Source organism: Novosphingobium beihaiense, assembly GCF_022832375.1.
In the GTDB taxonomy this organism is placed as follows: Bacteria; Pseudomonadota; Alphaproteobacteria; order Sphingomonadales; family Sphingomonadaceae; genus Novosphingobium; species Novosphingobium beihaiensis.
In genome coordinates, this window is sequence record NZ_JALHLG010000007.1 from 235,991 (window position 1) to 260,625 (window position 24,635).

Sequence of the window (24,635 nt, forward strand, 5' to 3'; positions counted from 1 at the left end):
TTTTGCAACGCAGCGTGGGATTCATTGCGTTTGCTCGCACCAAGTCAAGTGCCTAGGACCTGTCATAACACCGAAAAGTGCGGCCGGCCCGGCATCCGCGTTCCGATCTCTCCCCGGGATGCGGAGCCGGGCTGGCTGCATGACCGGAGGGGGCGTTCCTTTGCGGGTTGCTGACTGGTCTGGGTGCGTGCCGCGATTGCAGGGTTTGGCGAATGTGGATGAGTCGAAACGAGCGCCCTTCGGGGGCACGCCTTCGCGCGCTGGCTGTGGCCGGTGTGGCGATGGCGTCGGCTTGGCTCGCTCCGGCAAGCGCCCGCGCCGATGCCGCCAGTGAAGCGGCGGCTTCCGCGATGCTGGACGAGGTTTCCGGCAATGCGGCGCGCCTGCGCATGTTCCTGCAGGCGATGCCCAAGGGCGGGGACTTGCACAATCATCTGGGCGGCAGCGTCTATGCCGAGGATTTCCTGGAAGCGGCCGCGCAAAAGGGCATGTGCACCGATGCCGGGATCACCCGCATCGTGCCGGGGCCCTGCGGTGACGATCTCAAGATTGCGAAGCTGGCGGCGGATCGGCCTTTCGTTTTCGCCCGGCTGGTCGATGCGCTCTCCACGCGTGGCTATCAGCGCGGGGTGGGGGCGGACGAGGTTTCGGGCCATACCCAGTTTTTCCGCAGTTTCGCCCGGTTCGGCCCTGCGTCCGCAGGTGAGAACGGGCGCTGGCTCGCACTCGCGCGGCAAAGCGCGCAGCGCAACGGTGTTAGCTATCTGGAACTGATGCTCGATCCGCCGGGCCTCGCCGGATTTGCCGGCGGTGCCGGGGCAGGGCCAATTGATGAGAGCGGGATTGCCGCGCTCTACGAGGCGGACAGCGCGGAACTCGCGCCGATGCTCGATGGCTTTGTCCGGCAGGTCGATGGCATCGAGGCAGCGGCGAATGCGCGGCTGTCATGCGGCAGCACACAGGCCGATCCGGCTTGCGGCGTTGCCGTGCACTATCTGGCATACGGCTTGCGGGGCTTCGCGCCGCGCATGGTCTTTCGCACGCTGCTGGCCAGTTTCGCGATGGCGCATCGTGATCCGCGCTTCGTGGGCGTGAACATCGTGATGCCGGAGGACGATCCGGTGGCGCTGCGCGACTATCGCCTTCACATGGCGATGTTCCGCTTCCTTGAGGCGAAATATCCCGATGTGAAAGTGACGATGCACGCGGGCGAACTTGCGCTGGGGCTGGTCCCGCCCGAGGATATGGCGGACCATATCGCCCGCGCCATCGATTCCGGTGCACGGCGGATCGGCCACGGCACCGCCATCGCTTATGAGGACAAGGCGCCCGAAACCCTGGCCCGCATGGCGCGCGAGGGGATCGCAGTGGAAGTGAACCTCACCAGCAATGCCGTGATCCTGGGCGTGCAGGGCGGCGAGCATCCGCTGGCGCTCTACCGCAGCATGGGTGTGCCGGTGGTGCTTTCCACCGATGACGAAGGCGTGCTGCGTTCCGACATGACCAACGAATACCGCCGCGCCGTCACCGGGCAGGGGCTCGGCTATGCCGGTCTCAAGGGTTTGGCGCGTGCGAGCCTCGAATATGCCTTCGTGCCCGGCGCCAGCCTGTGGCGCGCGGGCAAGCCGGGAACCGCAGTGGCGCCGTGCGCCGCCTCACTGACCGGCAAGCGCTGCAAGTCTTTCCTCGCATCGAGCGAAAAGGCCCGCCTTCAGGCCGATCTTGAAGGCCGTTTCGACCGGTTCGAGCACACGCTCGGCCGTTTCACTCATCCACAGGGATCCTAGGAGGCACGCGTCTTTACCGACTTCGCCAATTCGAAATTCCGTATATTGATGCACCGCAGAAAATAACGATTGCAACGGGAGAGGTGGGTCACAAACAATATGCGGCGGGAAGCGCGGAAAGGGTCCGCATCCGCCGCCATCAGGGGGTTAGTCACGATGGCCAAGCACCATTCCGTTGATACACCGTTTGGCATTGCTGCACGGCGCAAGCCGCTGCTCGCGATTGCCACAAGTCTCTTTTGCTGCACTGCGCTGACAACGCCGGCCTTTGCCGGCGATGCAGCCGCAGAGGAACCGTCGGGCGAGATCGTCGTCACCGGTTCGCTGAACGCACTTCCGATCAAGGACGTGGGTTCGGTCTTCGGCTTCGACAAGACGATCACCGAAACCCCGCGTTCGGCCTCGACGATCAGCGCCGAGCAGATGGAACGCTTCGGCATCACCGATATTTATGACCTCGTCGCACAGTCGCCGGGCACGTTCACCAACTCGTTCTTCGGCGTTGGCGGCGCGCTCGACATTCGCGGCACGCCGGGCGAAGTCTATTTCCGCGGCGTGCGCCGTCTGGACAACCCGGGCAACTATCCCACCCCGATCGCGGCTGCCGAGCGCATCGACATCGTGCGCGGCCCGGCCTCGCCGATCTATGGTCCGTCCAAGACCGGCGGCTACATGAACTTCGTGCCGAAGTCAGCCCGCGCGCAGGGCGGCTCGTTCATGGCAAACCCTGAAGGCAAGATCAGCTTCACCGGCGGCAGTTGGTCGAAAGCGGATCTGAGCGCGGAAATCCGCGGCCCGGGCAACATCGGTTCGCAGGAATTCGGCTACAGCCTCTATGCTGAGATTGAGGATTCGGGCAGCTACTACGACAACATGTCGACCAAGCAGACGATCCTGCAGGCTGCGTTCGATACCGACCTCACCCCGAATCTGCGCTTCGAATTCGGCGGCATGTACCAGCGTTACCGCGGCCAGCAGAACGGCGGCTGGAACCGCCTGACACAGGATCTCGTTGACAACGGCACTTACATTACCGGCACCGCCCAGTCGCTCGATACGAATGGTGACGGGCAGATGTCGCCCGAAGAAATCAATGCGGCGATTCCGGGCGGTCTGTCGATCTTCGGTGGCTTTGCCTGTGGCGGCGATGCAACGCCCACCTCGATCACGGATGCCTGCTACACCAGCAGCCCCAACAACCTGCTCAATCTCGTCAACACCGGCACGACCAAGCTGAGCCGCCGTAAGACGCTGACGGGCAAGAACGACCGTCTCGACAACAACTCGACCACGGCTTATGCGGACCTGATCTGGACCGGCCCCGGCGATCTGGAAATCAAGAACCAGGCCTTCTACGATAGCTACGAGAACATCAACGAGAACGCTTACGGCTTCTCGCAGATGCACGATTCGTGGGTGTTCGAGGACAAGATCGTCGTTTCCAAGACGTTCGAGAACAACGCGGGCAAGTTCGCGTTCCAGCTCTCGCCCTCGATCCGCTACACGCACTTCCGCCACGGTGAGGACTTCACGTATGAATACTTCCACCGTGTCGATCTGACGCAGGGCTACACCCCGGCCAGCGACCGCCTGCTGGCGACCGAGTGCGACTGCAATTACACCAGCTTCGTCAAGGGCCACTACACTGACGTTGCCTTTGCCGGCCTGGCTGACCTCGATTTCAACTTCGGTCTCGATGTCACGCTGGGTGCGCGTTACGATCACATCAAGGCTGTCTCGAACTATGTGCCCAGCCTGATGGAAAACGCTCCCGACATTCCGGGGGCGTCGGGTTCCGATGGCGCATGGTCGTGGTCTGCCAGTGCCAATTACAAGCTGCCTTTCGGCCTGATTCCTTATGCGACGATCGCCCGCCAGTCGGTGGTCATCGCGGGCCAGGGGGCCGAGATTGCACCGGACAATATCGCGGGCGATACTTTCATCACCGCGTCCAAGCTCTACGAAGGTGGTATCAAGGGCAGCTGGCTGGATGACAGCCTTTATGCCGCGATTTCGGTCTACAAGCAGAAGCGTACCGACTACAGCGCGCAGTCGAGCACGGTGAACCAGGCGGTCGAGACCAAGGGCCTCGAAGCCGAACTGCGCTGGGCGGTTGACGACCACCTGCTCATCACCGGCGGCTACACGCGCACCAAGGTCTACAACCTGACCTTCCTCGAAGCGGGCAGCACTTTCAGCTTCCTGGGCATCGAGGATCTCGTCAACGTTACCGACCCGACGCTGTTCCTCGGCGGCCAGCCGGGCGGCCTGATCCCGATCCCGGACAAGGAAGCCTCGCGCCGTCAGGGTATCCCGACGAACCTGTACTCGCTGACCGCGACCTACGCCTTCGACAATGGCCTCGCCTTCTCGGGCAGCATGGTCAAGGTGGACTCGGTCTATTCGGGTCAGTCGCGGGCCGTGACGCTGCCAGCCTACACCCTGTTCGATGCCAGCGCATCGTACACCACAGGGCCGTGGAACCTGCGTTTCGTCGTCAAGAACCTGACGAACGAGAAGTACTACCGCGCGAACTTCACCGAACTGTTCGGTTCGACGATCGTGCTGCCTGAAAAGCCGCGTAGCTTCCAGGCGACGCTGTCGTACAACTTCTGATCCCAACAGGCCCGGTCCGTTGCGGCGGACCGGGCCGCTTTGCACGGGACGTGACAGTCACGCATCCCGTACCGTATTTTCCGGAAAGGTTCCTGATGTCCTTCCTTCTCCGCATGGCTGCCTGGGCCGGTGCGTGTCTGGCCCTGACGATGACAGCGCTGCCCGCCGCGGCCGAAACGGCGGCCGCGCCGGACATTTCCGCCTGCGAGCCGGGCGCGCCTTGCGCGACGCCGCTGCCGGTCAAGGTGGTGATCGTCTCGTTGTTCGAGATCGGCAAGGACGAGGGCGATACGGCAGGTGAATTCCAGCTCTGGAAAGCGCGGCGCGGGCTGACCATGCGCATCCCGTTCCCGCAGAGCTTCCACGATCTCTATTACAATCCCGAAACGCAGGTTCTGGGCATGGTGACCGGTATCGGCACCGCCCGTTCCACGGCCGCGACGATGGCGCTGGGGCTCGATCCGCGTTTCGATCTGTCCAAAGCCTACTGGCTGGTGGCGGGTATTGCCGGGATCGACCCCGAGAATGCCTCGATCGGCTCGGTCGCCTGGGCGCGCTATGTGGTCGACGGCGATCTGGCGCATGAAATCGATCCGCGCGAGATTCCCGCCGACTGGGGCTTCGGCTATTTTCCCCGCCAGACCAAGGGGCCGAACGATATGTCCGGCAAGCCCGATCCTTCGGGCGGGGAGATGTTCCAGATCAACCCCAGTCTGGAAAAGTGGGCCTATGATCTGACCAGCGGCATCGAACTGCCCGATTCCAAAGAAATCGCCAAGGAGCGGGCCAGGTTCACCGATACCCCGCCCGCGCAGGAGCCGCCGTTCGTGCTCGAAGGCGAACAGCTTTCTGCGATGACGTTCTGGCACGGCAGGCTGATGACCGACTGGGCCAATTCCTGGGTCCGCTACTGGACCAGCGGCAAGGGCGATTTCGTCACTTCGGCGATGGAAGATACCGGCGTGCTCACCTCGCTGACCTATCTCGACAATATCGGCCGGGCCGACCGCGACCGCGTGCTGGTGATGCGCGCGGGCTCCAACTACACGATGCCGCCGCCGGGCGTGGATGCCGCGACTTATCTGCTGCGCGAGAACGAGGGGTATGCCGGGCTCAACGCGGCGGTGGAGAATCTCTACACGGTAGGTTCGGTGGTGGTCGACGAACTGCTCGATCACTGGGATAAGTACGAGGACGCGACGCCTTGATAAGGGCGCGTATCGTGTTCAACATTCCCGTTCGTGTCGAGCGAAGTCGAGACACGCAGGAGCCGCGCGAACGTGTCTCGACTTCGCTCGACACGAACGGAGGTTTGTTGCTGACTGAGCCTGCCACAGCATGACCCTCACGCTCGTCCGCCATGCCGATGTCCTTGTCACGATGGACGATGCCCGGCGTGAGATCGCCGACGGGGCCATGGCCTTTCGCAACGGCGCGATCGTGGCGGTGGGGACCAGCGTGGAACTGGCGCCGCTGGCCGATGAGGCAGACGAGGTGATCGAGGCGCGCGGCTGCGTGATCACACCGGGCCTCGTCAACACGCACCACCACTTGTTCCAGACGCTGACCCGCGCGCTGCCGGACGCCATCAACACCTCGCTGTTCGGCTGGCTCAAGCGGCTCTATCCGGTCTGGGCGCAGTACCGGCCCGAGGATGTCTTCGCCGCCACGCAGCTGGGCCTTGCCGAACTGGCGCTGTCCGGCTGCACGATGAGTTCGGACCATCACTACCTGTTTCCCGAAGGCGTGCGGCTCGACGATTCGATCCACGCCGCGCGGGAAATCGGCCTGCGTTTCCACGCAACGCGCGGTTCGATGAGCGTAGGAGAGAGCCAGGGCGGCCTCCCGCCCGACAGCGTGGTGGAGGATGAGGAGGCGATCCTCGCCGATACGATCCGCCTGATCGATGCATTCCACGATCCCGCCGAGGGCGCGATGCTGCGCGTGGCCGTGGCGCCGTGCTCGCCCTTTTCGGTGAGCCCGGACCTGATGCGCCAGTCCGCGCTGCTCGCCCGTGACAAAGGGGTGATGCTGCATACCCATCTGGCCGAGGATGCGGACGATGTGGCCTTCTCTCTCGAACGGTTCGGCTGTCGTCCCGGCCAATATGCCGAGGATCTGGGCTGGACCGGGCCGGACGTGTGGCACGCCCACTGCGTCCAGCTCGATGCCGCCGAGATCGGCCTGTTCGCCCGCACCCGCACCGGCGTGGCGCATTGCCCCTGTTCGAACTGCCGCCTCGGCTCCGGCATCGCGCCGGTGCGGGCGATGCGGGACGCGGGCGTGCTGGTGGGGCTGGGGGTGGACGGCTCCGCTTCCAACGACAGCGGGCACTTGCTGAACGAGGCGCGTCAGTCGCTGCTGCTGCAACGCGTGCAACTGGGCGCGGACAGGTTCGATCCGCGCGAGGCCCTGTGGCTGGCAACGCGCGGCGGTGCCGAGGTGCTGGGCCGCTCCGATTGCGGTTCGCTGGAGGTGGGCAAGCGCGCCGATTTCGCGGTGTGGGACATGGGCGATGCAGCCTCGCTGGGCGTGTGGGACAAAGTGGCCGGGCTGATACTGGCCCCGCCGCTGGCTGCGCGCGATGTCTTAGTGGAAGGCTGCGGCGTGGTGCGCAATGGCGATCTTGCGACGGTGAAGCGCGAAACGGTGCTGGCGGCAGCCTCGCGTTCGCTCGACCGGCTTATGAGCCTTGCCTGAGGAAAGGGTGCGGATGACCGTTACTGCCACTGCCCCGGCCACGCCCGGCATGACGCCGGAACAGGCGCGCGATCCGGACTATTTCCCCGGCCTTGCCACCGCCATTCCGCTGGGCATCCAGCATGTGCTGGCGATGTTCGTCAGCAACATGACCCCGGCGATCATCGTCGCAGGGGCGGCCGGTTTCGGATATGGATCGGGCGATACCACCGAGATGATCTACATGATCCAGATGGCGATGCTCTTCGCCGGGGTGGCAACGTTGCTGCAGACCATCGGCTTCGGCCCCGTGGGCGCGCGGCTGCCGCTGGTGCAGGGGACGAGCTTTGCCTTCATTCCGATCATGATCCCGATCGTTGCGGGCAAGGGCGTGGAGGCGATGGCTGCGCTTACCACCGCTGCCTTGTTCGGCGGGCTGCTGCACGCGGGGCTGAGTTTCTTCGTCGGCAAGATCCGCTTTGCGCTGCCGCCGATGATCACGGGCCTCGTGGTGCTGATGATCGGTCTCTCGCTGATGCGCATCGGCGTGCAATATGCGGCGGGCGGCGTTCCGGCCATCGGCACGCCCGCGTTCGGCGCCTGGCAATCCTGGCTGCTGGCGGGCGTGGTGGTGGTGACGACGCTGGCGCTCAATTTCTTCGGGCGCGGCATCTGGTCCACCGCTGCCGTGCTGCTGGGGCTGATCGCGGGCTATCTGGTGGCATTGGCGATGGGACGGGTGGACTTTGCGCCGGTGGCCTCGGCCGGGCTGGTAATGCTGCCCACGCCGTTTCACTTCGGCTTTGCGCTGTCGGCTTCGGCCATTTTGGGCTTTTGCCTCACCGGCTTCGTGTCCTCGATTGAATCGATCGGCGATGTCGATGCGATCTGCGAAGGCAATGCCGGTCGCCGCGCCACCGACCGCGAGCTTTCGGGCGCGGTCTGCGCCGATGGGGTGGGCACGGCGTTTGCGGCGGTGTTCGGCGCCATGCCCAACACCACCTTCAGCCAGAACGTGGGCCTGATCGCGATCACCGGGGTGATGAGCCGCCATGTGGTGACGCTGGGCGCGCTGTTCCTGATCGCTTGCGGGCTGTTGCCCAAAGTCGGCGCGGTGATCACCACGATCCCCATCGAAGTGCTGGGCGGCGGGGTGATCGTGATGTTCGGCATGGTCGCCTCGGCGGCGACATCGATGCTGGCGGGCGTGGACTGGACCCAGCGCAACATGCTGATCTTCGGCGTGTCGCTGTCGCTGGCACTGGGCCTGCAACTGGAGCCGGAGGCGTTGCAGCATTTGCCGGAGACTTTGCGTATCCTGCTCGGTTCGGGCGTGCTTCCGGCGGCGGTGACGGCGGTGACGTTGAACTTGCTGGTGCCGGGGCGGACCGCGATGTGCGCCAATAAAATCCTCCCTGTAGTGTAACGACGGGGAGGGGGACCGCCAGCGAAGCTGGTGGTGGGAGGGGGAGAAACCCCTCCGTCATTCACTGACGTGAATGCCACCTCCCCATCGCTTCGCGACAGGGAGGATTGGTGTTAAAACCGGAAGCCGGTGGATGCGGCCCAGGCCACGGCCACGCCAAGCGCAATCCCAACCAGTGCCAGTACCGGAGACCAGCGCAGTTCCTGCGCGGTTTCGCCCGCGTCCAGTTTGCGTTTGCCGGTGATCATCGCGGGCACCAGCCGCTGGCGTTTCCACACCGCGTAGAATGCGATCGCAGCGATGTGCAGCGCCACCAGAGCGAGGATCACGTTGAACACCGTCTCGTGGAAGGCGGCGAAGGCCCGGCCCTGATCGAAAGTGATGTAGTCCGACAGCGGTCCGCCGTCCCAGCCATCGACATCGATGGCGAAGAGCCCGGCCACCACCATCATCAGCAGCACGCCGATCAGCGCCAGCGTGCTCCAGCCGCCGAGCGGGTTGTGCCCGTCGGCGGCGTGGGCCTGTTTGCTGCCGAGCGTCTTCGCATAAGCGGCGACGGCGGCGGGGCCTTTCACGAACTGGCCGAAACGCGCAGTGCGCGGCCCGGCGAAGCCCCAGAACAGACGGAACACCAGCAGCGCGAGAATGGCATAGCCGGACAGGCGGTGCCATTCCATGTCATGCTGCTCGCCGGTCCACCACGAAAAGCCCACGAAGCCTACCAGAAGCCAATGGAACAGGCGGATCGTGGGGTCCCAGATGCGGGTCGTTGCCGGGGCTTCGCTCATGGCCTTGATGCTGCTCAGTCGGCGCGGAACTGCTTGTGGCAGGCGCCGCAAGTGCCGCCCACCGCGCGGAACTGCGCCTGCATGGCAGAGGCATTACCCGTGTTGGCGACGGTGATCAGCTTGTCGGCCTCGGTCACCAGTTTGGTCATTCCAGCATCGAAAGTCGCACGCTTGGTCCAGATGGCGGGCAGGGCGTCGGTCTTCTCGCCCGAGGAGGGGCCGGTGCCGGCGGGGAAGAGCTTGGCCTGAACGCGGCCCGTCGCGGCGATGGTCTTCGCGGCCTTGAGCACGGCGGCCTTGTCCGGCGTGCCCGAAAGCTCGCCCTTCAGCGCCTTCATCGCGGCGCCCATTTTCTTGAAGTTGGCCTTGCGCGTGGCAATCGTGGTGCCCGCCGAAGGCGCGGCCGTGGCAAGCGTGGCACCGCACACCACAGCGGCAGCGGCAAGGCCAAGAGCAGTAAGAGCAGCGAATTTGGGTCGGGTCATGGTCTTTTCCTGAGTGAGAGGGGGCAGGATGCTGCAGGTGCTAACACATTACGGGCTGGCTGCAAAAGCATGGGTGTAGGCGTCACGAACCGTCGTAAGGCCGCCCGCTGCGGCTTGCGCGGCGGTCTTGCCGGACTTGTCGGGAATATCGGTGCGCGCGCCGTGTTGGGCGAGGACGCGCAGCATCGCTTCGAGCTGCGGATGCCAGCCACCGTAGAGCAGCAGATGCAGCGGCGTCATGCCATTGGCATCGGCGGTATCGGCATCCGGCGCGAGGCTGAGCGCATAGTCCAGCGCTTCCGGGCTGTGGCTATGCGCGGCGGCGAGCACCACGTTGGTGCCGTTCCCGGTAACGAAGGCGGTGTCGGCCCCGGCGGCGGTCAGTTGCTTCATCGCGCCGGTCTGCCCGTTCTGCGCCGCGATCAGCAGCGGCGGTGTGGGCGGGACGGGCGGCGGCGGCACGCCGAAATTGGCCTCCGTCACCCACTTGATCTTGGAAGGGCCGGTGAGGCCATCGGGATCGGCGCCTTTCGCCAGCAGCAGCGCCACCAGCCCGGCATCGCCTCCGGCGGCGGCCACGTGGAGAAGCTGGTTGCCGTTGCGGTCGCGCGCGGAAAGGTCTGCGAAGCTGCGTTCCACCAGCAGGGCGGCGGCACCCCAGTTCTTCTGGTACATTGCAAGCTGCACCGCGCTGGTGTTCTCCGGCCCGCGCCATGATGCGTCCGCACCGGCATCGAGCAGCAGTTTCGCAGCTTCGGGAACCCCGCTCTTGATCGCGAAGGCCAGCGGCGTGAAGCGCCCCGGCGTTACCCGGTTGACCCTGGCCCCGGCCTTCAGCAGCGCGGCCATGGCGCCCAGATTGCCTGAAGAGGCCGCCCACATCAGCGGCGTCTGGCCGCGCGCGTCGGCGGCTTCGGGCTTCGCGCCCATGGCCAGCATCCGCGTGACCGTGTCGGCGGGAGCAAAGCGCGCGCAGACCGCCAGCGGGCTGGCGCCGTCCGGCCCGGCCTTGCGGACATTCGCCCGGGCATCGAGCAGGGAATCGACGATGGCGCCATTGCCGCGCTCGCAGGCAAGGGCCAGCGGGGTGAGGCCGAGCGCATCGGCGGTGTCCGGCCTGGCGCCGTGGCGCAGCAGCGTGGCCACCAGCGCCGGGTCCTGCGTTTCAATGGCGTGAGCGAGGGGGCTTTCGTTGTAGGCCAGCGCTGCGTTCGCGCTGGTTCCGGCTTCGAGCACGGCCGCGGTGCCTGCGGTGTCGTCCGCCCGGATCGCGCGGGCGAGGGCATCGGGATCGCTGGATGCGTGGGCGGAGGGTGTGAGGGCTAGGCTGGCGGCAAAAGCTAGCGCGGTCCAACACCCTACCCCGCTCACCCTGAGCTTGTCGAAGGGTGTTCCCCGCGCGGCGCCAGCGTCCTTCGACAAGCTCAGGACGAGCGGAGTGGGGGTGTATTTCCCCCTACGCACGGATCAGCTCCTGCAGCGGCCCGGTGCTGTCCCCGAACGATGTCACCGGCACGTCCAGCAGGTTGAGCCCGGCCAGCAGCAGGTTGGACATGGTGGTGCCGTGTTCCACCCGCACATGGCGCCCGCCTTGCACCAGCCCGCCGGACACGGCGACGGGCAGGTCCAGAAAATCGTGCTCGTTGGAATCGCCGAAAGCCGATCCCCGGATCACCAGCGTGCGATCGAACAGCGAGCCTTCGCCGTCCTTCGTCTCCTTCATCCGCTGCAGGGCATAGGCGAAGAAGGTCATGTGATAGCGGTTGATCTTGGCCAGCTGGCGCATCTTTTCGGGGTTGTTGCCGTGATGGCTCAGCATGTGGTGCGAATCCGGCACGCCGATTTCAGGGTACGTGCGGTTGGACAGTTCGCGGCCGATCATGAACGTGCCCACCCGCGTCATGTCCGCCTGCATGGCGAGGATCTGCAGATCGATCATCAGCTTTACGTGTTCGGCGAAATCGTCGGGAATGCCCGCGGGCTGGGTCATCGATGCGGCCTGTGCGGGCGGGGGCGAGCTTTCCGCGCGCTGGATGCGTTTTTCGATGGCGCGGGTGGCATCGAGGTATTCGTCCAGCTTGCGCCGGTCTTCCATGCCCAGCTTGCCCGAAAGCCGCGCGGTATCCTCCATCACGAAATCGAGGATCGAGGCCTGCTTGCGCAGCCGGGCAAGGCGGCTCTTTTCATCGAGCGCTTCGCCGTCGCCGAACAGCCGCTCGAACACCGCGCGCGGATTGGCCTCCACCGGCAGCGGCACCGTGGGGGTGAGCCACGAAATGCCGTTGGTATAGGCGCAGGAGTAATTGATGTCGCAGCTTCCGGCCATGCTCGGCAGGTCGATGCTCAGTTCCGTCGAGGGGATCTGCGTGGCATCGCCCAGATGCGCGGCGAAGACCTGATCCATCGAGGTGCCGCAGCGGATGTCCGGCCCCTCGGTCTGCCGGGCGTGCGCGCCGGTGAGGAAGGCGGGGCAGGAGCGGCCGTGCCCGGCAGGCGCATCGCCCATCGCCGCGGCCTGCGGATGGCCGAGCCCGGTGATGAAAGTGATCGCGTCCTTGTGCGGCTCCAGCGGCTCCAGCGTGGGGGGCAGGGTGAACGCGGTGCCTTCGCCCGTGGGACGGTATTCGGGCATGGTCATGCCGTTGGGCGAATAGAACACCTGCAGCCGCTTGGGCCGCGCGCCGATGTCCGCCGCATAGGCGCCGGGCATCATCGCTTCGAGGAACGGCAGGGCCATGGCCGTGCCCGCACCGCGCAACACGGTGCGGCGGGAGAGGGGCTTGCGGGTGATCCTCATTTCACGGGGCTTCCTGCCTGGGGGATGGCGGTGGATTTCGATCCTCCCTGTTCCCGTAGGGAATGGGGAGGTGGCATTCGCGTAGCGAATGACGGAGGGGTTTTCTTACCCCTCCACCACCCGCTGCGCGGGCGGTCCCCCTCCCCATCGCTGCGCGACAGGGAGGACTGGGTGGACGCATAAGCCGCCTTGAACCGCTCCGGCGTCTTGCGCATGGTGAAGGCAGGGCTGGTGACGATGCCCTTGATGATGGCGCGCACGCGGTAGCCGTCGGCGGCGGCATCGCTGGCGATGCTGCGCACTTCGGGCATGTCCTGCGGCCCGAGACCGCGCGCGAGGGCATAGATCATCAGTCGCTCGGTGAAGGCCTGGGCGAACTCGTCCTTGCGGTTCATCAGGATCTGCTGGAGGCCGCCGATCCCGGCGAACTTGGTGCCGTCGGGCAGCACGGCGCCGCTGTCGATCGGCTGGCCCGCATCCACGGTGCGCCAGCCGCCCACGGCATCGAAGTTTTCGAGCGCGAAGCCGAGCGGGTCCATCTTTACATGGCAGGCCGCGCAGGTGGGGTTGGCACGATGCAGTTCGAGCTGCTCGCGCGCGCTCAGCAGCCGCCCGTCATGTTCGGTCTTGAGCGCGGGCACGTTGGGCGGCGGCGGGGGCGGCGGTGAGGCGAGGATATTGTCGAGGATCCACTTGCCGCGTTTCACCACCGAAGTGTGGTTGTTGTAGGAGGTGACGGTGAGAATGCTCGCCTGCCCCAGCAGCCCGCCGCGATGCCATTCGGGCTTGAGATGGACTTTGCGAAAGGCCGTGCCGGTAACGCCGGGAATGCCATAGTGCTCGGCCAGCCGCTGGTTGAGGAAAGTGTAATCGGATTCGATAAAGTCCGTCACCGGGCGGTTGCCGGTGAGCACGCTGGCGAAGAACATTTCCGTCTCGGTCGCCATGGCCTGTTTCAGGCGCGTGTCGAACTTCGGGAAGGCATCGATGTCCGGCTTTTGCTGGTCGAGATTGCGCAAGTAGAGCCATTGCCCGGCGAAATTGCCGGTGAGCGCCCTGGCCTTGGGATCGGCCAGCATCCGCGCGATTTCACCGTCCAGCACGCCCGGCGTGCGCAGCTTGCCTTGTTCGGCTAGCGCGAGCAGGCGCTCGTCCGGAATGCTGCTCCACAGGAACAGCGAGAGGCGCGTCGCCAGTTCCAGATCGGACACGGTGTGGACGCTGCCCGGCAGGCTGCCCGCCGGATCGCTCTCGACCACGAAGAGGAATTCGGGCGAGACGAGGATGGCTTCCAGAGCGGCTTCCACGCCGTGTTCGAAATCCGATGCCGCGCGCTCCTGCGCATAGATGCGCATGACGGGGGCAATATCGAAGGCCCCTACCGGACGGCGCCAGGCGCGGCGGGCGAGGGTGGAGACGATCTTTTGTGCGCAGGCCTCTTCCTGCGCGGCCTTCTTCGGGTGGCAGGTGAAAATCGCGCGGCGGCTCGGCGTATCGGGCACGCCGTGGGCGTTGTAGGGCCCGGCCACGTCGATCTGGAGCACGTCGCGCGGGAAGTTCTGCTGCGAATAGCGCTGGTGCATCCGGTAGGAGGGCACTTCGAGCGTCGAGACGCGCTGCCCGTCCACCCAGACGTCGAGCGGCAGCATCTGCGGCGGATCGAGCGGCAGCGGCACTTTGTCGGTATCGTTGCGCAGCGTCTGCACGGTCTCGTCCGGCCAGATCTTGCGGCGGAACGAAAGGCCCACGCGGTGCGCGCCTGCCTTTACCGGAACGCGCACCGAATAGCGGTCTTCAATGAGGCGGTCGGTCTCGTTGTTGGTGTTCGAATTGAGCCAGGCGGTGATCTCGTACTCGCCGTCATAGCGCGCGAAGTACGCAAAGGCGCCGCCCCCGCGAGAGGCCAGCGGCAGATCCGCGCTCGCCCGCTCGTTATAGGCCGGAACGCCCGAGTTCTTGACCGAACCGTCCTTGGGCACCTGCCAGGTCGTCACGAATTCGCGGCGGGAGGTGAGGCCGGTCGCTAGCCGCCCGACTTTGCCCGCCACCGCCACATAGCGCTCCATCAGTGTGGGCGAGACGGTGAGCACGTCGGCGATATTGTCGAAGCCGAAGCCCGAATTGTCTTGCGGCAGCTCGCGGCTGAAATCGGCATCGAGCGAGAGCAGATCGCGCACGGCATTGGCGTATTCGTAGCGGTTGAGGCGGCGCAGCGTCGCCTTGCCCGGATCGGGATGGGCGGCGGCAAAGCTGGCACGCGAGCGGTCTAGCCACTGCACGAAGGCGGCGCGCATGGCGGGATCGGGCTGCGGCTTGGAATGGGGCGGCATTTCGCCTGCGGCGACGCGGCGCAGGATCTTTTCCCAGGCTTCGGCGTGCTTGCCGGTGCGGATGTCGCTGGCCTTGAGGTCTTCGACCGAGAGATTGGCGACCATGTCGAAATCGTTGTGGCAGCGGGAGCAGTACTTATCGAGCATCGGCTCGATCATCGCCGCCTGCGCTTCGGCTGCGGCCGGTGCAGCGCCAGCCGCCGTGCCCGGCTCTCCATCCTGCGCGGCATAGACGGCGGCGGCCGTGATCAGCGCGCTTGCCGCAAGCGCGCTGCTGCCGATGGAAAAACGCCGTTTCAGGCTCATGAAATGTTTTGACCCCGTTTGCCGGTCGCCGTCATCGTGGGCGGCCTGCCTGCCCTTGCTGCGGCAAGGGTTCTGCCGGGACTTTGGACTATCGGCTAGGGGGTGTTGCGTCTATTGCCAATAAACGGACGGCATGCGCACAAAAATCGTACGCAGGCCTGCCGCGGGGAGAATTTCCGGTCATTTTCGACGTTTACATCGCTTCCTTGATCCCTCTGGCAATGAGCCACCGGTTGATCGGGAATGCGGTGATGAACCCGGCGATCATGGCGCCCTGCATGGCGAACCAGAATTCCGGCGTAGCGGCATCGAAGGTGCGCCCCAGGATATGCGGGAAGAACCAGAAATGCGCCATGGCCATGAATCCGTACATGCCGATCTGCCAGCACGTGAGCGACAGCGTATCGGCCTTGGCGGCTTCACGCAGGCCGTCCGTCAGGCCCAGGCCTCGCATCGGCGCGATGGCGAAATACTGGAAGGCGATGCCGAAGCTCAGCGCGAGAAGGAAATCGAACACCCAGGCGGCGAAGATCCTTTCGGCAAAGAGCCAGTGCAGGCCGAACACGGTCAGCAAGGCGGGAAACAGCAAGGCCAGTGTTTCGGCGATCATGTCGGCGAGCGCGCAGCCTGCGCCGCAATGAAGCGTGCCCTTTGCGATTGTGGCGGCGCGCGGCTTGCCGCTGCTCGCGTGTCCATGTCCTCCATGCCGGGCGTGGAAGAGGATCAGCAGCGGGCCAAGGAACAGCGCACACAAGGGCCAGACCCACGCCATCACTTTCATGTGCGGCGGATGGCGCAGCACCGTGGCGAGCATCCACACCGCGCTCGCAAACCCCACGCAAAGCGAGAGAGTGGCCAGATCGTGAAACAGTGCGGAGAACATGAAACACCCTAGTCTGATTGATAGACTGGCCCGGGAGGCCACAGTCCATCAATCAGCGCGGGCGCAGGTTTGTTCCGAAACCGGCTGTCAGAGCGCCCCGATCGCCAGGAACCGCTCTTCGCGCTGGCGCAGCAGGTCTGCCGGGGCCAGTGCGTCCAGTGCCGAGAATTCGCGCCCCAACGCGTCGGCCAGCGCGCGGGCCGTGCGGGTGGGGTCGCGGTGGGCGCCGCCTACGGGTTCGGGCACGATGCCGTCGATCACGTTGAGGCTCAGCAGGTCCTGCGCGGTCACTTTCATGGCGGTGGCTGCATCGGCGGCCTTGTCCGGCGTGCGCCACAGGATCGAGGAGGCGCCCTCGGGCGAGATCACCGAATAGACCGCGTGTTCCAGCATCAGCACTTTGTTGGCGCTGGCAATCGCCACCGCGCCGCCCGAGCCGCCTTCGCCGACGATCGCTGCCACCATCGGCACTTTGAGCGCCAGGCAGGCCTCGGTCGAGCGGGCAATGGCTTCGGCTTGGCCGCGTTCCTCGGCCTCGACGCCGGGGAAGGCGCCTGCGGTATCGACCAGCGTCACCACCGGCAGGCCGAACTTGCTGGCCATCTCCATCAGGCGGATCGCCTTGCGGTAGCCTTCGGGCTTGGCCATGCCGAAGTTGTGCTTGATGCGGCTGGCGGTGTCGTGCCCCTTTTCGTGGCCGATCACCATGACCTTGCGGCCGTCCAGCTTTGCAAAGCCGCCGATGATCGCGGCATCCTCGCCATAGAGGCGATCACCGCCCAGCGGCACGAAATCGGTGAAGACGAGGCGGATGTAATCCACGAAGTGCGGGCGCTGCGGATGGCGGGCGACTTGCGTCTTCTGCCAGGGGGACAGCTTGCCGTAAGTGCTGGCGAGCAGTGCGGCGCTCTTCTTTTCGAGCTTGCCGATTTCCGCCTCGATATCGAGGTCGCTTCCACCGGCCGTCGCGCGCAGGTCCGCGATGCGCATTTCCAGCTCGGCAATCGGCTTTTCGAAGTCCAGGAACGAAATCATGCTATCCTCCCCGATACGGGGAGGGGAACCATGCGAAGCATGGTGGAGGGGTACAGGCGGTTTACGGGACTATGAGAGGGCATGCCGTGCGGCGCGTGCCCCTCCACCATCGCTGCGCGATGGTCCCCCTCCCCGTGCCGGGGAGGATTGTATCGTGCGATCATCATCCGGCCCTCTTCGCCAGCCACTCTTCGAGCCACTTGATCGTGTAGTCGCCGCTGTTGAACTCGGGGTCTTCCAGCAGCGCCTGATGCAGCGGGATCGAGGTCTTGACGCCGCCGATCACCATTTCCTCCAGCGCGCGCTTGAGGCGCATGATCGCGCCCTTGCGGGTGCGGCCGGAGACGATCAGCTTGCCGATCATCGAATCGTAGTAGGGCGGAATGCGGTATCCGGCATAGAGCCCGGAATCGACGCGCACGTTCATGCCGCCTGCCGCGTGGTAGCTGTCCACCAGACCGGGCGAGGGGGTGAAGGTCCACGGGTCTTCCGCGTTGATGCGGCACTCGATGGCGTGGCCCTTGAACTCCAGCTCGTCCTGCGTGAACGAGAGCGGCTTGCCCGCCGCAATGCGGATCTGTTCACGCACCAGATCGACGCCGGTGATCGCTTCGGTCACCGGATGCTCCACCTGCAGGCGGGTGTTCATCTCGATGAAGTAGAACTCGCCCTTTTCCCACAGGAATTCGATCGTGCCCGCGCCGCGATAGCCCATGTCGGCCATGGCCTTGGCGACGATGCCGCCCATGCGCTCGCGCTCTTCGGGCGTGATGACGGGGGAGGGCGCTTCTTCGAGCACTTTCTGGTGGCGGCGCTGCAAGGAGCAGTCGCGCTCGCCCAGATGCACGGCCTTGCCGTTACCATCACCGAAGACCTGGAATTCGATGTGCCGCGGATTGCCGAGGTACTTTTCCATGTAGACGGTGGCGTCGCCGAACGCGGCCTTGGCTTCCGAGCGGGCCTGGCCCATCTGGCTTTCCAGCTCTTCGGCCGAGTTCACGACTTTCATGCCGCGCCCGCCGCCGCCGGAGGCCGCCTTGATGATCACCGGGTAGCCGATCTTTTCGGCCAGCGCGCGCGCTTCGCCGAAATCCTCGATCGCGCCGTCCGAGCCGGGCACCAGCGGCAGGCCGAGGGCGCCCGCGGTGCGCTTGGCCTCCACCTTGTCGCCCATGGTGCGGATATGTTCGGGCTTGGGGCCGACCCAGGCGATGTCATGCGCTTCGACGATTTCGGCGAAGCGGGCATTCTCGGACAGGAAGCCGTAGCCGGGATGGATCGCATCGGCATGCGTGATCTCGGCCGCCGAGATGATCGCGGCGACATTGAGATAGCTGTTCGCGGCGGAAGCCGGACCGATGCACACGGCATGATCGGCAAGGCGCACATGCATCGCATCGGCATCGGCGGTGGAGTGCACCGCGACGGTTTCGATGCCCATCTCGCGCGCGGCGCGGTGGATGCGCAGCGCGATTTCGCCGCGGTTGGCAATCAGGAGGCGTTTGATGGCCATGAAGCGCCCCGTTCTCAGCCAATCACCACGAGCGGCTGGTCGAACTCGACCGGCTGCTGGTTGTCGACGAGAATGGCCGTGACGGTGCCGGACTTGGGTGCGGTGATCTGGTTCATCACTTTCATGGCTTCCACGATCAGCAGCACGTCGCCTTCCTTCACGGCCTTGCCGACCGAGATGAAGTCCGCCGCGCCCGGCTCGGGCGCGAGATAGACCGTGCCGACCATCGGCGACTTCACCGCGTCCACCGGAGCTGCGGCAGGGGCGGCTTCGGCAGCGGGGGCGGCGGCCGGAGCGGCAGCGGCCGGGGCAGCCGCCATCGGCATGGCGGGCATGGCCGCGGCGGCCATCTGCTGGATCATCTGGCGGCTGACGCGGATCTTGCGGTCACCGTCTTCCACCTCGATTTCCGAGAGGCCGGTTTCCGCCAGGAGTTCCGCCAGTTCGCGAACCAGAGCGCTATCGATATTCACGCGACGTCCTTTCGTTCAAGATACTCGAGCAGCGTTGCCAGCGTGGACTTCATGTCCCTGCGGTGGATTACCATGTCCACCATGCCGTGGGCATGAAGATATTCGGCGCGCTGGAAGCCGTCGGGGAGTTTTTCACGGATCGTGTCCTGAATCACGCGCTGCCCGGCAAAGCCGATGAGCGCGCCCGGCTCGGCGATCTGCACGTCGCCGAGCATGGCATAGCTCGCGGTGACGCCGCCGGTGGTGGGATCGGTCAGGATCACGATATAGGGCAGACCTGCGGCGGCAAGGCGCCGGGTGGCCACGGTGGTCTTGGGCATCTGCATCAGCGAGAGGATGCCCTCCTGCATGCGGGCGCCGCCCGCCGCGGTGCAGATCACGTAAGCGCAGCTTTCGGCCATGGCGCGCTCGACGCCGGCCACGAAAGCCTCGCCCACGGCCATGCCCATCGAACCGCCCATGAACTTGAAGTCCTGCACGCCGAGCACCGCCTTGCGCCCGTCCACCGTGCCGAAGGCATTGGTGAGGGCATCGGGGAAGGGATTGGCGGCGCGGGCGGCCCTCAGGCGGTCGGGGTATTTCTTGGTATCGCGAAAGCCCAGCGGGTTTTCCGGCACCCGGGGCGTGGGCAGCACGGCGTAACCGGCATCGAGCAGCAGATCGAAGCGCGCCTGCGTGGCGATGCGGCCGTGGTGCTGGCAATGCGGGCACACCGAAAGATTGGCCTCGAAATCCTTGGCGAAAAGCATTTCGCCGCAGCTCGGGCATTTCATCCAGAGATTGTCGGGCGTGTCGCGTTTCGCCAGACTGGAAAGCGAATTGCGGACCTTGCTGAGCCAACTCATTTTGGTGCGTACCGATCTTGTTGAACAGGATAGAGACGGGGCGCCATAGCCACGCCTCGAACCATTCCGGGAAACGCCGTGCCTGCCCCTTTGTTCTTGGTGCGCAACGCCGGAATGAGCGGCGCGTTTAGGGGAAAGGGTTCCAGTGCCGCAAGCCAATTTGGCGTTGTCTGTGGGGAACTGCGGTTTTGCCCAGTTGCAAAAGAGCGATCCCGGGATGGCGTGATTTGCTATTTTGTATGCAAAAGTAGAAATTTCTGGATAAAACTTACGCAAGTTGTGGGATGAGTGGATACAATCGTGCGAGCGCTTTGTCCGGGGGCTACGGTAAAAATTCTGCTTTGCGCAAGATGGCTTCCCGGCATGGCCTTCCTGCGGTCCCGCGCTATGAAGGGGGCTGAAAGGCGCCGGTGGCCATCCGGTTGAGGCAGGAGCAGCGAACTGGACCATTCCGATGCAGCAAGCGGGGCGGCGCAAGTGCAAGTGCGTCGCAGTCCCTATCACGCTCCGGCGGAAGCACCGCGCGCCATGGCGGTGCCGGTCGAGGCGCCGGTGGCGATCGAGACCAACGGAATTGCCTATGCGGTAATGATGGCAACGCCGCTGGATCTGGAAGATTTCGTGACGGGGTTCCTTGTCGCAGAAGGGCTGGCCGGGCCGGGCGAAGTGGGCGATGTCGCGCTGCATGCGGTGGAGAACGGCGCCTGGGGCACGGGCCATGTCGCGCGCGTCAACCTGCCGCCCGATCGCCTCGGCCCGATCCTCGAACGCGCAAGGCGCCGGGTGGGAGACAGTTCCTGCGGCATCTGCGGGATCGAGGGGGTGGAAGCGGCGCTGCGGCCGCTGCCGTCACTGCCCCGCCGCAGCAAGGCCGCGCCCGAGGCGATCCGCCGCGCGCTCGATATGTTTGCGGAGCGCCAGCCGCTGGGCCGCCTCACCCGCGCCACGCACGCGGCGGCATTCTGTAGTGAAGAGGGCGACGTGCTGCTGGTGCGCGAGGATGTCGGGCGGCACAATGCGCTGGACAAGCTCACCGGCGCTCTGGCGCGGCAGGGGCTGGCGGCGGCGGAGGGCTTTATCGTCATGACCTCGCGCTGTTCCTACGAACTCGTCGAAAAGACCGTGCGCGCGGGCTGCCCGCTGCTGGTGACGATCTCCGCGCCGAGCGATCTCGCCGTGCGCCGCGCGAAAGCGGCCGGGCTGGCGCTGGCAGTGGTGGCGCGCGACGATTCGATGCTGCTGGTGGATTGAAATCCGTCTCTCCGTTCGTGTCGAGCCCCTCGACTTGCTCGGCATGAAAGGCCGAAGTTTATCCCGAGCAAGTCGAGGGGCTCGACACGAACGGGAGGGGGAACGGACAATTCGCCGCCGAATGTCGATCCCCATTTGACGTTCATCGACTACCAGTCCCGCGCGGGTCCGGTTTTCCTTGTAGTCGGCGGCGGGTAATTCTAGATTTCTCTTTCTTCCGGGGTTTGAAAGACAAGGATTTCCCAACATGGCCGTACTGACCGACCAGGATACCGCGGGCGAGCTGAAGCTGACCCCGCCCGATCCCGTGCCGGCCGTAAAGCCCGAGCGCGCCGCCGGTCTCGTGCCGGTGGGAGAAGAGCAGAAGAGCAAGCTGCAGGTTCGGGTCGATGAATTCGTGACCGATCTGGTCTCGCAGGATTCGAACTCGCCCGAGTTCGGCCGCCGTGTCGACCAGATCACCAACATGGGCCGCAAGGAGATTACCGAGGCGGCTGGGCAGTCCAACCGCTTCCTCGACCGTCCTGTGCGCGCGATGGACAAGGATGCGGGCGTGGGCGCCGATCTCGCCGAGCTGCGCCGCACCGTGGAAGACCTCGATCCTTCGACCAAGGGCGATCTGCTGAGCAAGCGTAAGCTCTTCGGCATCATCCCGTTCGGTTCCAAGCTGCGCAATTACTTCGAAGGCTACCAGAGCGCGCAGGGCCACATCAGCGCTATCCTCACTCGCCTGCAGAACGGCAAGGACGAGCTGCTGATGGACAATGCCGCGATCGACGTGGAGCGGCAGAACCTGTGGGCGGCCATGGGCAAGCTCGAACAGATGGTCTTCATGTCCAAGGCGCTCGACGGGGCGCTGGAGGAGAAGGCGAATGATCTCGATCACACCGATCCCGCCAAGGCCAAGGCCGTGCGCGAGTCTGCGCTGTTCTATGTCCGCCAGCGCACGCAGGACTTGCTGACGCAGATGGCGGTGACGGTGCAGGGCTATCTCGCGCTCGATCTGGTGAAGAAGAACAATGTCGAGCTGATCAAGGGCGTGGACCGCGCCTCCACCACCACCGTCGGCGCGCTGCGCACGGCGGTCACGGTGGCGCAGGCGATGGCGAACCAGAAGCTGGTGCTCGACCAGATTACCGCGCTCAACACCACCACGGCCAATATCATCGACGGCACCGGCCAGATGCTGAAGGACAACACCGCGCGCATCCACGAGCAGGCCTCCAGTTCGACGATCCCGCTCGAAACGCTGAGCCGCGCGTTCCAGAACATCTACGACACGATGGATTCGATCGATACCTTCAAGCTGAAAGCGCTCGATTCGATGAAGCAGACGGTCACCTCGCTGGAAGGCGAGATCGACAAGTCCAAGGCCTATATCGCCCGTGCCCAGGGGCAGGCGGAAGGCGTCACCGCCGACGGCAAGGCCGCGCCTTCGCTGCTGGAGGGCGTGGACCAGTAAGCGATGAGCAGCCGTGAGATCACCCAATCCTCCCTGTCGCGCCGCGATGGGGAGGGGGACCGCCCGCGCAGCGGGTGGTGGAGGGGGGAGAAGCCCCTCCGTCAGCCCTGCGGGCTGCCACCTCCCCATTCCCTGCGGGAACAGGGAGGATTGGCGTAACATGGCCCAAACTCCCGCCCGCGTATCACAGGAAATCATCCGCGCCGCCCGCCGCCAGCGCGCCGCCCGGCTCTACAACGCCCGCAAGGAGCGCTGGCGCTTCCGCCTGCGCCGCATCCGCCGCGCGTTCTTCGCGCTCTCGGGCATCTGGATCGCCACGCTGGTGACGGCGCTGGTGCTCGGCGGCATTTCGTTCATGGCGGGAATGCTCTCGATCCTGCTGGGCATCGCGGTGTTCGTGATGCTCTCGATCTACCCGGCGGCCCCGCGCACCCATGCCGGGGATCTGGAAAGCGCGAGCCTGCCCGAACTGGCAGGCTCGGCCGAACTGTGGCTGGAAGGCAAGCGCCGCGCGCTGCCCAATGCGGCGGTCGATGCCATAGACATGATCGGCGTGCGCCTCGAACAGATCGCCCCGCAGCTCGCCGCGATGGAGGAGACCGGCCCGGCCGCGCGCGAAGTGCGCAAGCTGTTGACCGAGCATCTGCCCGGGCTGGTGGACAGCTACACCCGTATTCCCGCCGCGCTGCGCAGCAAACCGGGCGTCAGCGGCGCCAGCCCGTCCGAGCAGCTTGTGGATGGCCTCAGCGTCATTTCCGACGAAATCGAGGCAATGAGCCTCGACCTCTCGCGGAACGACATCGACGCGCTGGCCACGCGCAACCGTTTCCTTGAAACCAAGTACGTCGATCGTGATTGAGCTGCTGACCGAGCCGGGAAATATGCCGTTCTCGGTGGCGCTGGGCGTGGTGGCGCTGCTCGCCGTGCTGCAACTGGCGGGCCTCGGCGATCTGCTCGGGGCCGATCTCGATGCGGATGTGGATGTCGGAGTCGATGTCGATCACGATCTGGCGGTCGATGCGGGGCTGCTCTCGCTGATCGGCGTGGGCCGCATCCCGTTCATGATGTGGCTGATGATCCTGCTGTCGCTCTTCGGCGTGATCGGCCTCGCCGGGCAGCACTTTCTGGAAGCGCTCACCGGCGCGCCATGGTCCGCCTGGCTGGTGAGCGCGGGCGCAGCCCTGGTCGCGCTGCCCGCCACGGGCGCGATATCCCGCCCGCTCGGCCGGGTGCTGCCCAAGGACGAGACCACCGCCATCAACGTTGGTGCGCTCGTCGGGCGCGAGGCGGAAGTGGTGATCGGCACCGCTACGCCGGGCAATCCGGCGCGCGCCAAAGTTACCGACCACTTCGGGCAGGTGCACTACGTGATGCTGGAACCGGACAATGCGGACCAGCGCTTCGTCCAGAACGAAAAGGTGCTGCTGGTGCGGCGCGAGGGCGAACTGTTCAAGGCTATCGCGCGCGGGGATCACTATTTGCCGAAGCTGGATTGAAGGCAGCAAGCAGAAGCTTCGATTGGATCTTCTCCTGCCTGCATCTGCATTTTGGGTGGTAAGCGCACGCAGCGCAACCTAGTTAGGCAGACCATATGCGCACCAACCGGACCTTTTATGCCTTCGATGCAGTGTGGCGCTTCCTGTTGCAGGTATATCTCTGGATCAGCATATTTATCTGCTTGCTGGGAGCATGGGGGATTGGCGTTGTTTCGCAAGGAGAGAATGCGAAGTTCGTAAGTGCAGCGCTCATCCTGTTCGCCGGACTGGGAGTGGCGTTTAGTCGCTCAGTGCGACATATTCAGAATCCTCGCTGGTGGCACTGGGGCTTGGGGGTAGTCCTAATTGCACCAGCGGTTCTGTTGGCCGTGAAGAGATAGCTTCATTGACCTGTGGAATGGCGGCAATGTCGGGCTGCCAGTCAGTAGAGGCTTTTCTCCTTGTTCTGCGATAGCTGGCGTGT

19 protein-coding genes are annotated in these 24,635 nt (G+C 65.2%); 9 read left to right on the plus strand and 10 right to left on the minus strand.

Annotated elements, in window-relative coordinates; genetic code table 11:
* The first annotated feature begins 218 nt into the window (after positions 1-218).
* The 5 genes from MTR66_RS08015 to MTR66_RS08035 all read left to right on the plus strand — a co-directional run bounded on the left by MTR66_RS08015 (position 219) and on the right by MTR66_RS08035 (position 8,508).
* Positions 219-1,787, plus strand: a complete 1,569-nt coding sequence (locus tag MTR66_RS08015; RefSeq protein ID WP_243919516.1) for an adenosine deaminase family protein — start codon at positions 219-221, stop codon at positions 1,785-1,787.
* Positions 1,788-1,943: 156 nt separating this feature from the next.
* The gene (locus MTR66_RS08020; RefSeq protein ID WP_243919517.1) at positions 1,944-4,403 is read left to right on the plus strand and encodes a TonB-dependent siderophore receptor; all 2,460 of its coding nucleotides are present in this window, start codon (positions 1,944-1,946) and stop codon (positions 4,401-4,403) included.
* Between the two features lie 95 nt (positions 4,404-4,498).
* Entirely contained in the window at positions 4,499-5,611 is a 1,113-nt protein-coding gene (locus MTR66_RS08025; protein WP_243919518.1) for a purine nucleoside permease, read from the plus strand.
* A 130-nt stretch (positions 5,612-5,741) separates the two neighbouring features.
* Positions 5,742-7,103 (plus strand): 8-oxoguanine deaminase, encoded by a 1,362-nt coding sequence (locus MTR66_RS08030; RefSeq protein ID WP_243919519.1) that lies wholly within the window; start codon positions 5,742-5,744, stop codon positions 7,101-7,103.
* A gap of 13 nt (positions 7,104-7,116) precedes the next feature.
* Positions 7,117-8,508, plus strand: a complete 1,392-nt coding sequence (locus tag MTR66_RS08035; protein ID WP_243919520.1) for a uracil-xanthine permease family protein — start codon at positions 7,117-7,119, stop codon at positions 8,506-8,508.
* Between the two features lie 113 nt (positions 8,509-8,621).
* Here MTR66_RS08035 and MTR66_RS08040 read toward each other — a convergent pair whose 3' ends face one another.
* The 10 genes from MTR66_RS08040 to accD form a co-directional block, all read right to left on the minus strand.
* Positions 8,622-9,296 (minus strand): cytochrome b/b6 domain-containing protein, encoded by a 675-nt coding sequence (locus MTR66_RS08040; RefSeq protein ID WP_243919522.1) that lies wholly within the window; start codon positions 9,294-9,296, stop codon positions 8,622-8,624.
* 14 nt (positions 9,297-9,310) lie between these two features.
* On the minus strand, positions 9,311-9,781 hold the full coding sequence (locus MTR66_RS08045) for a c-type cytochrome (RefSeq protein WP_243919523.1): 471 nt from the start codon (positions 9,779-9,781) through the stop codon (positions 9,311-9,313).
* Between the two features lie 48 nt (positions 9,782-9,829).
* Positions 9,830-11,245 (minus strand): ankyrin repeat domain-containing protein, encoded by a 1,416-nt coding sequence (locus MTR66_RS08050; protein ID WP_243919524.1) that lies wholly within the window; start codon positions 11,243-11,245, stop codon positions 9,830-9,832.
* Positions 11,238-12,578 (minus strand): DUF1552 domain-containing protein, encoded by a 1,341-nt coding sequence (locus MTR66_RS08055; RefSeq protein WP_243919525.1) that lies wholly within the window; start codon positions 12,576-12,578, stop codon positions 11,238-11,240. Before MTR66_RS08055 ends, MTR66_RS08050 begins: the two co-directional genes overlap by 8 nt.
* Positions 12,575-15,214: a DUF1592 domain-containing protein gene (locus MTR66_RS08060; RefSeq protein WP_243919526.1), complete on the minus strand. Its 2,640-nt coding sequence runs from the start codon at positions 15,212-15,214 to the stop codon at positions 12,575-12,577. Before MTR66_RS08060 ends, MTR66_RS08055 begins: the two co-directional genes overlap by 4 nt.
* 193 nt (positions 15,215-15,407) lie before the next feature.
* Positions 15,408-16,097, minus strand: a complete 690-nt coding sequence (locus tag MTR66_RS08065; protein WP_243919527.1) for a DUF4396 domain-containing protein — start codon at positions 16,095-16,097, stop codon at positions 15,408-15,410.
* Between the two features lie 87 nt (positions 16,098-16,184).
* The gene (locus MTR66_RS08070; RefSeq protein ID WP_243919531.1) at positions 16,185-17,132 is read right to left on the minus strand and encodes an acetyl-CoA carboxylase carboxyltransferase subunit alpha; all 948 of its coding nucleotides are present in this window, start codon (positions 17,130-17,132) and stop codon (positions 16,185-16,187) included.
* A 163-nt stretch (positions 17,133-17,295) separates the two neighbouring features.
* A complete protein-coding gene (gene accC, locus MTR66_RS08075; RefSeq protein ID WP_243919532.1) occupies positions 17,296-18,645 on the minus strand; it encodes an acetyl-CoA carboxylase biotin carboxylase subunit in 1,350 nt (449 codons plus the stop codon).
* Between the two features lie 14 nt (positions 18,646-18,659).
* On the minus strand, positions 18,660-19,118 hold the full coding sequence (gene accB / locus MTR66_RS08080; protein WP_243919533.1) for an acetyl-CoA carboxylase biotin carboxyl carrier protein: 459 nt from the start codon (positions 19,116-19,118) through the stop codon (positions 18,660-18,662).
* A complete protein-coding gene (gene accD, locus MTR66_RS08085; RefSeq protein WP_243919534.1) occupies positions 19,115-19,963 on the minus strand; it encodes an acetyl-CoA carboxylase, carboxyltransferase subunit beta in 849 nt (282 codons plus the stop codon). Before accD ends, accB begins: the two co-directional genes overlap by 4 nt.
* Positions 19,964-20,446: 483 nt before the next feature.
* Here accD and fdhD point away from each other — a divergent pair, with 483 nt between their 5' ends.
* From fdhD to MTR66_RS08105, 4 genes are all read left to right on the plus strand, one after another.
* The gene (gene fdhD / locus MTR66_RS08090; protein WP_407673028.1) at positions 20,447-21,214 is read left to right on the plus strand and encodes a formate dehydrogenase accessory sulfurtransferase FdhD; all 768 of its coding nucleotides are present in this window, start codon (positions 20,447-20,449) and stop codon (positions 21,212-21,214) included.
* 247 nt (positions 21,215-21,461) lie between these two features.
* Positions 21,462-22,676: a toxic anion resistance protein gene (locus MTR66_RS08095; RefSeq protein ID WP_243919536.1), complete on the plus strand. Its 1,215-nt coding sequence runs from the start codon at positions 21,462-21,464 to the stop codon at positions 22,674-22,676.
* Between the two features lie 160 nt (positions 22,677-22,836).
* Positions 22,837-23,535, plus strand: coding sequence for a hypothetical protein (locus tag MTR66_RS08100; protein ID WP_243919538.1), 699 nt, complete (start codon positions 22,837-22,839; stop codon positions 23,533-23,535).
* Positions 23,528-24,172, plus strand: a complete 645-nt coding sequence (locus MTR66_RS08105; protein ID WP_243919540.1) for a YqiJ family protein — start codon at positions 23,528-23,530, stop codon at positions 24,170-24,172. Before MTR66_RS08100 ends, MTR66_RS08105 begins: the two co-directional genes overlap by 8 nt.
* Positions 24,173-24,635 lie beyond the last annotated feature (463 nt).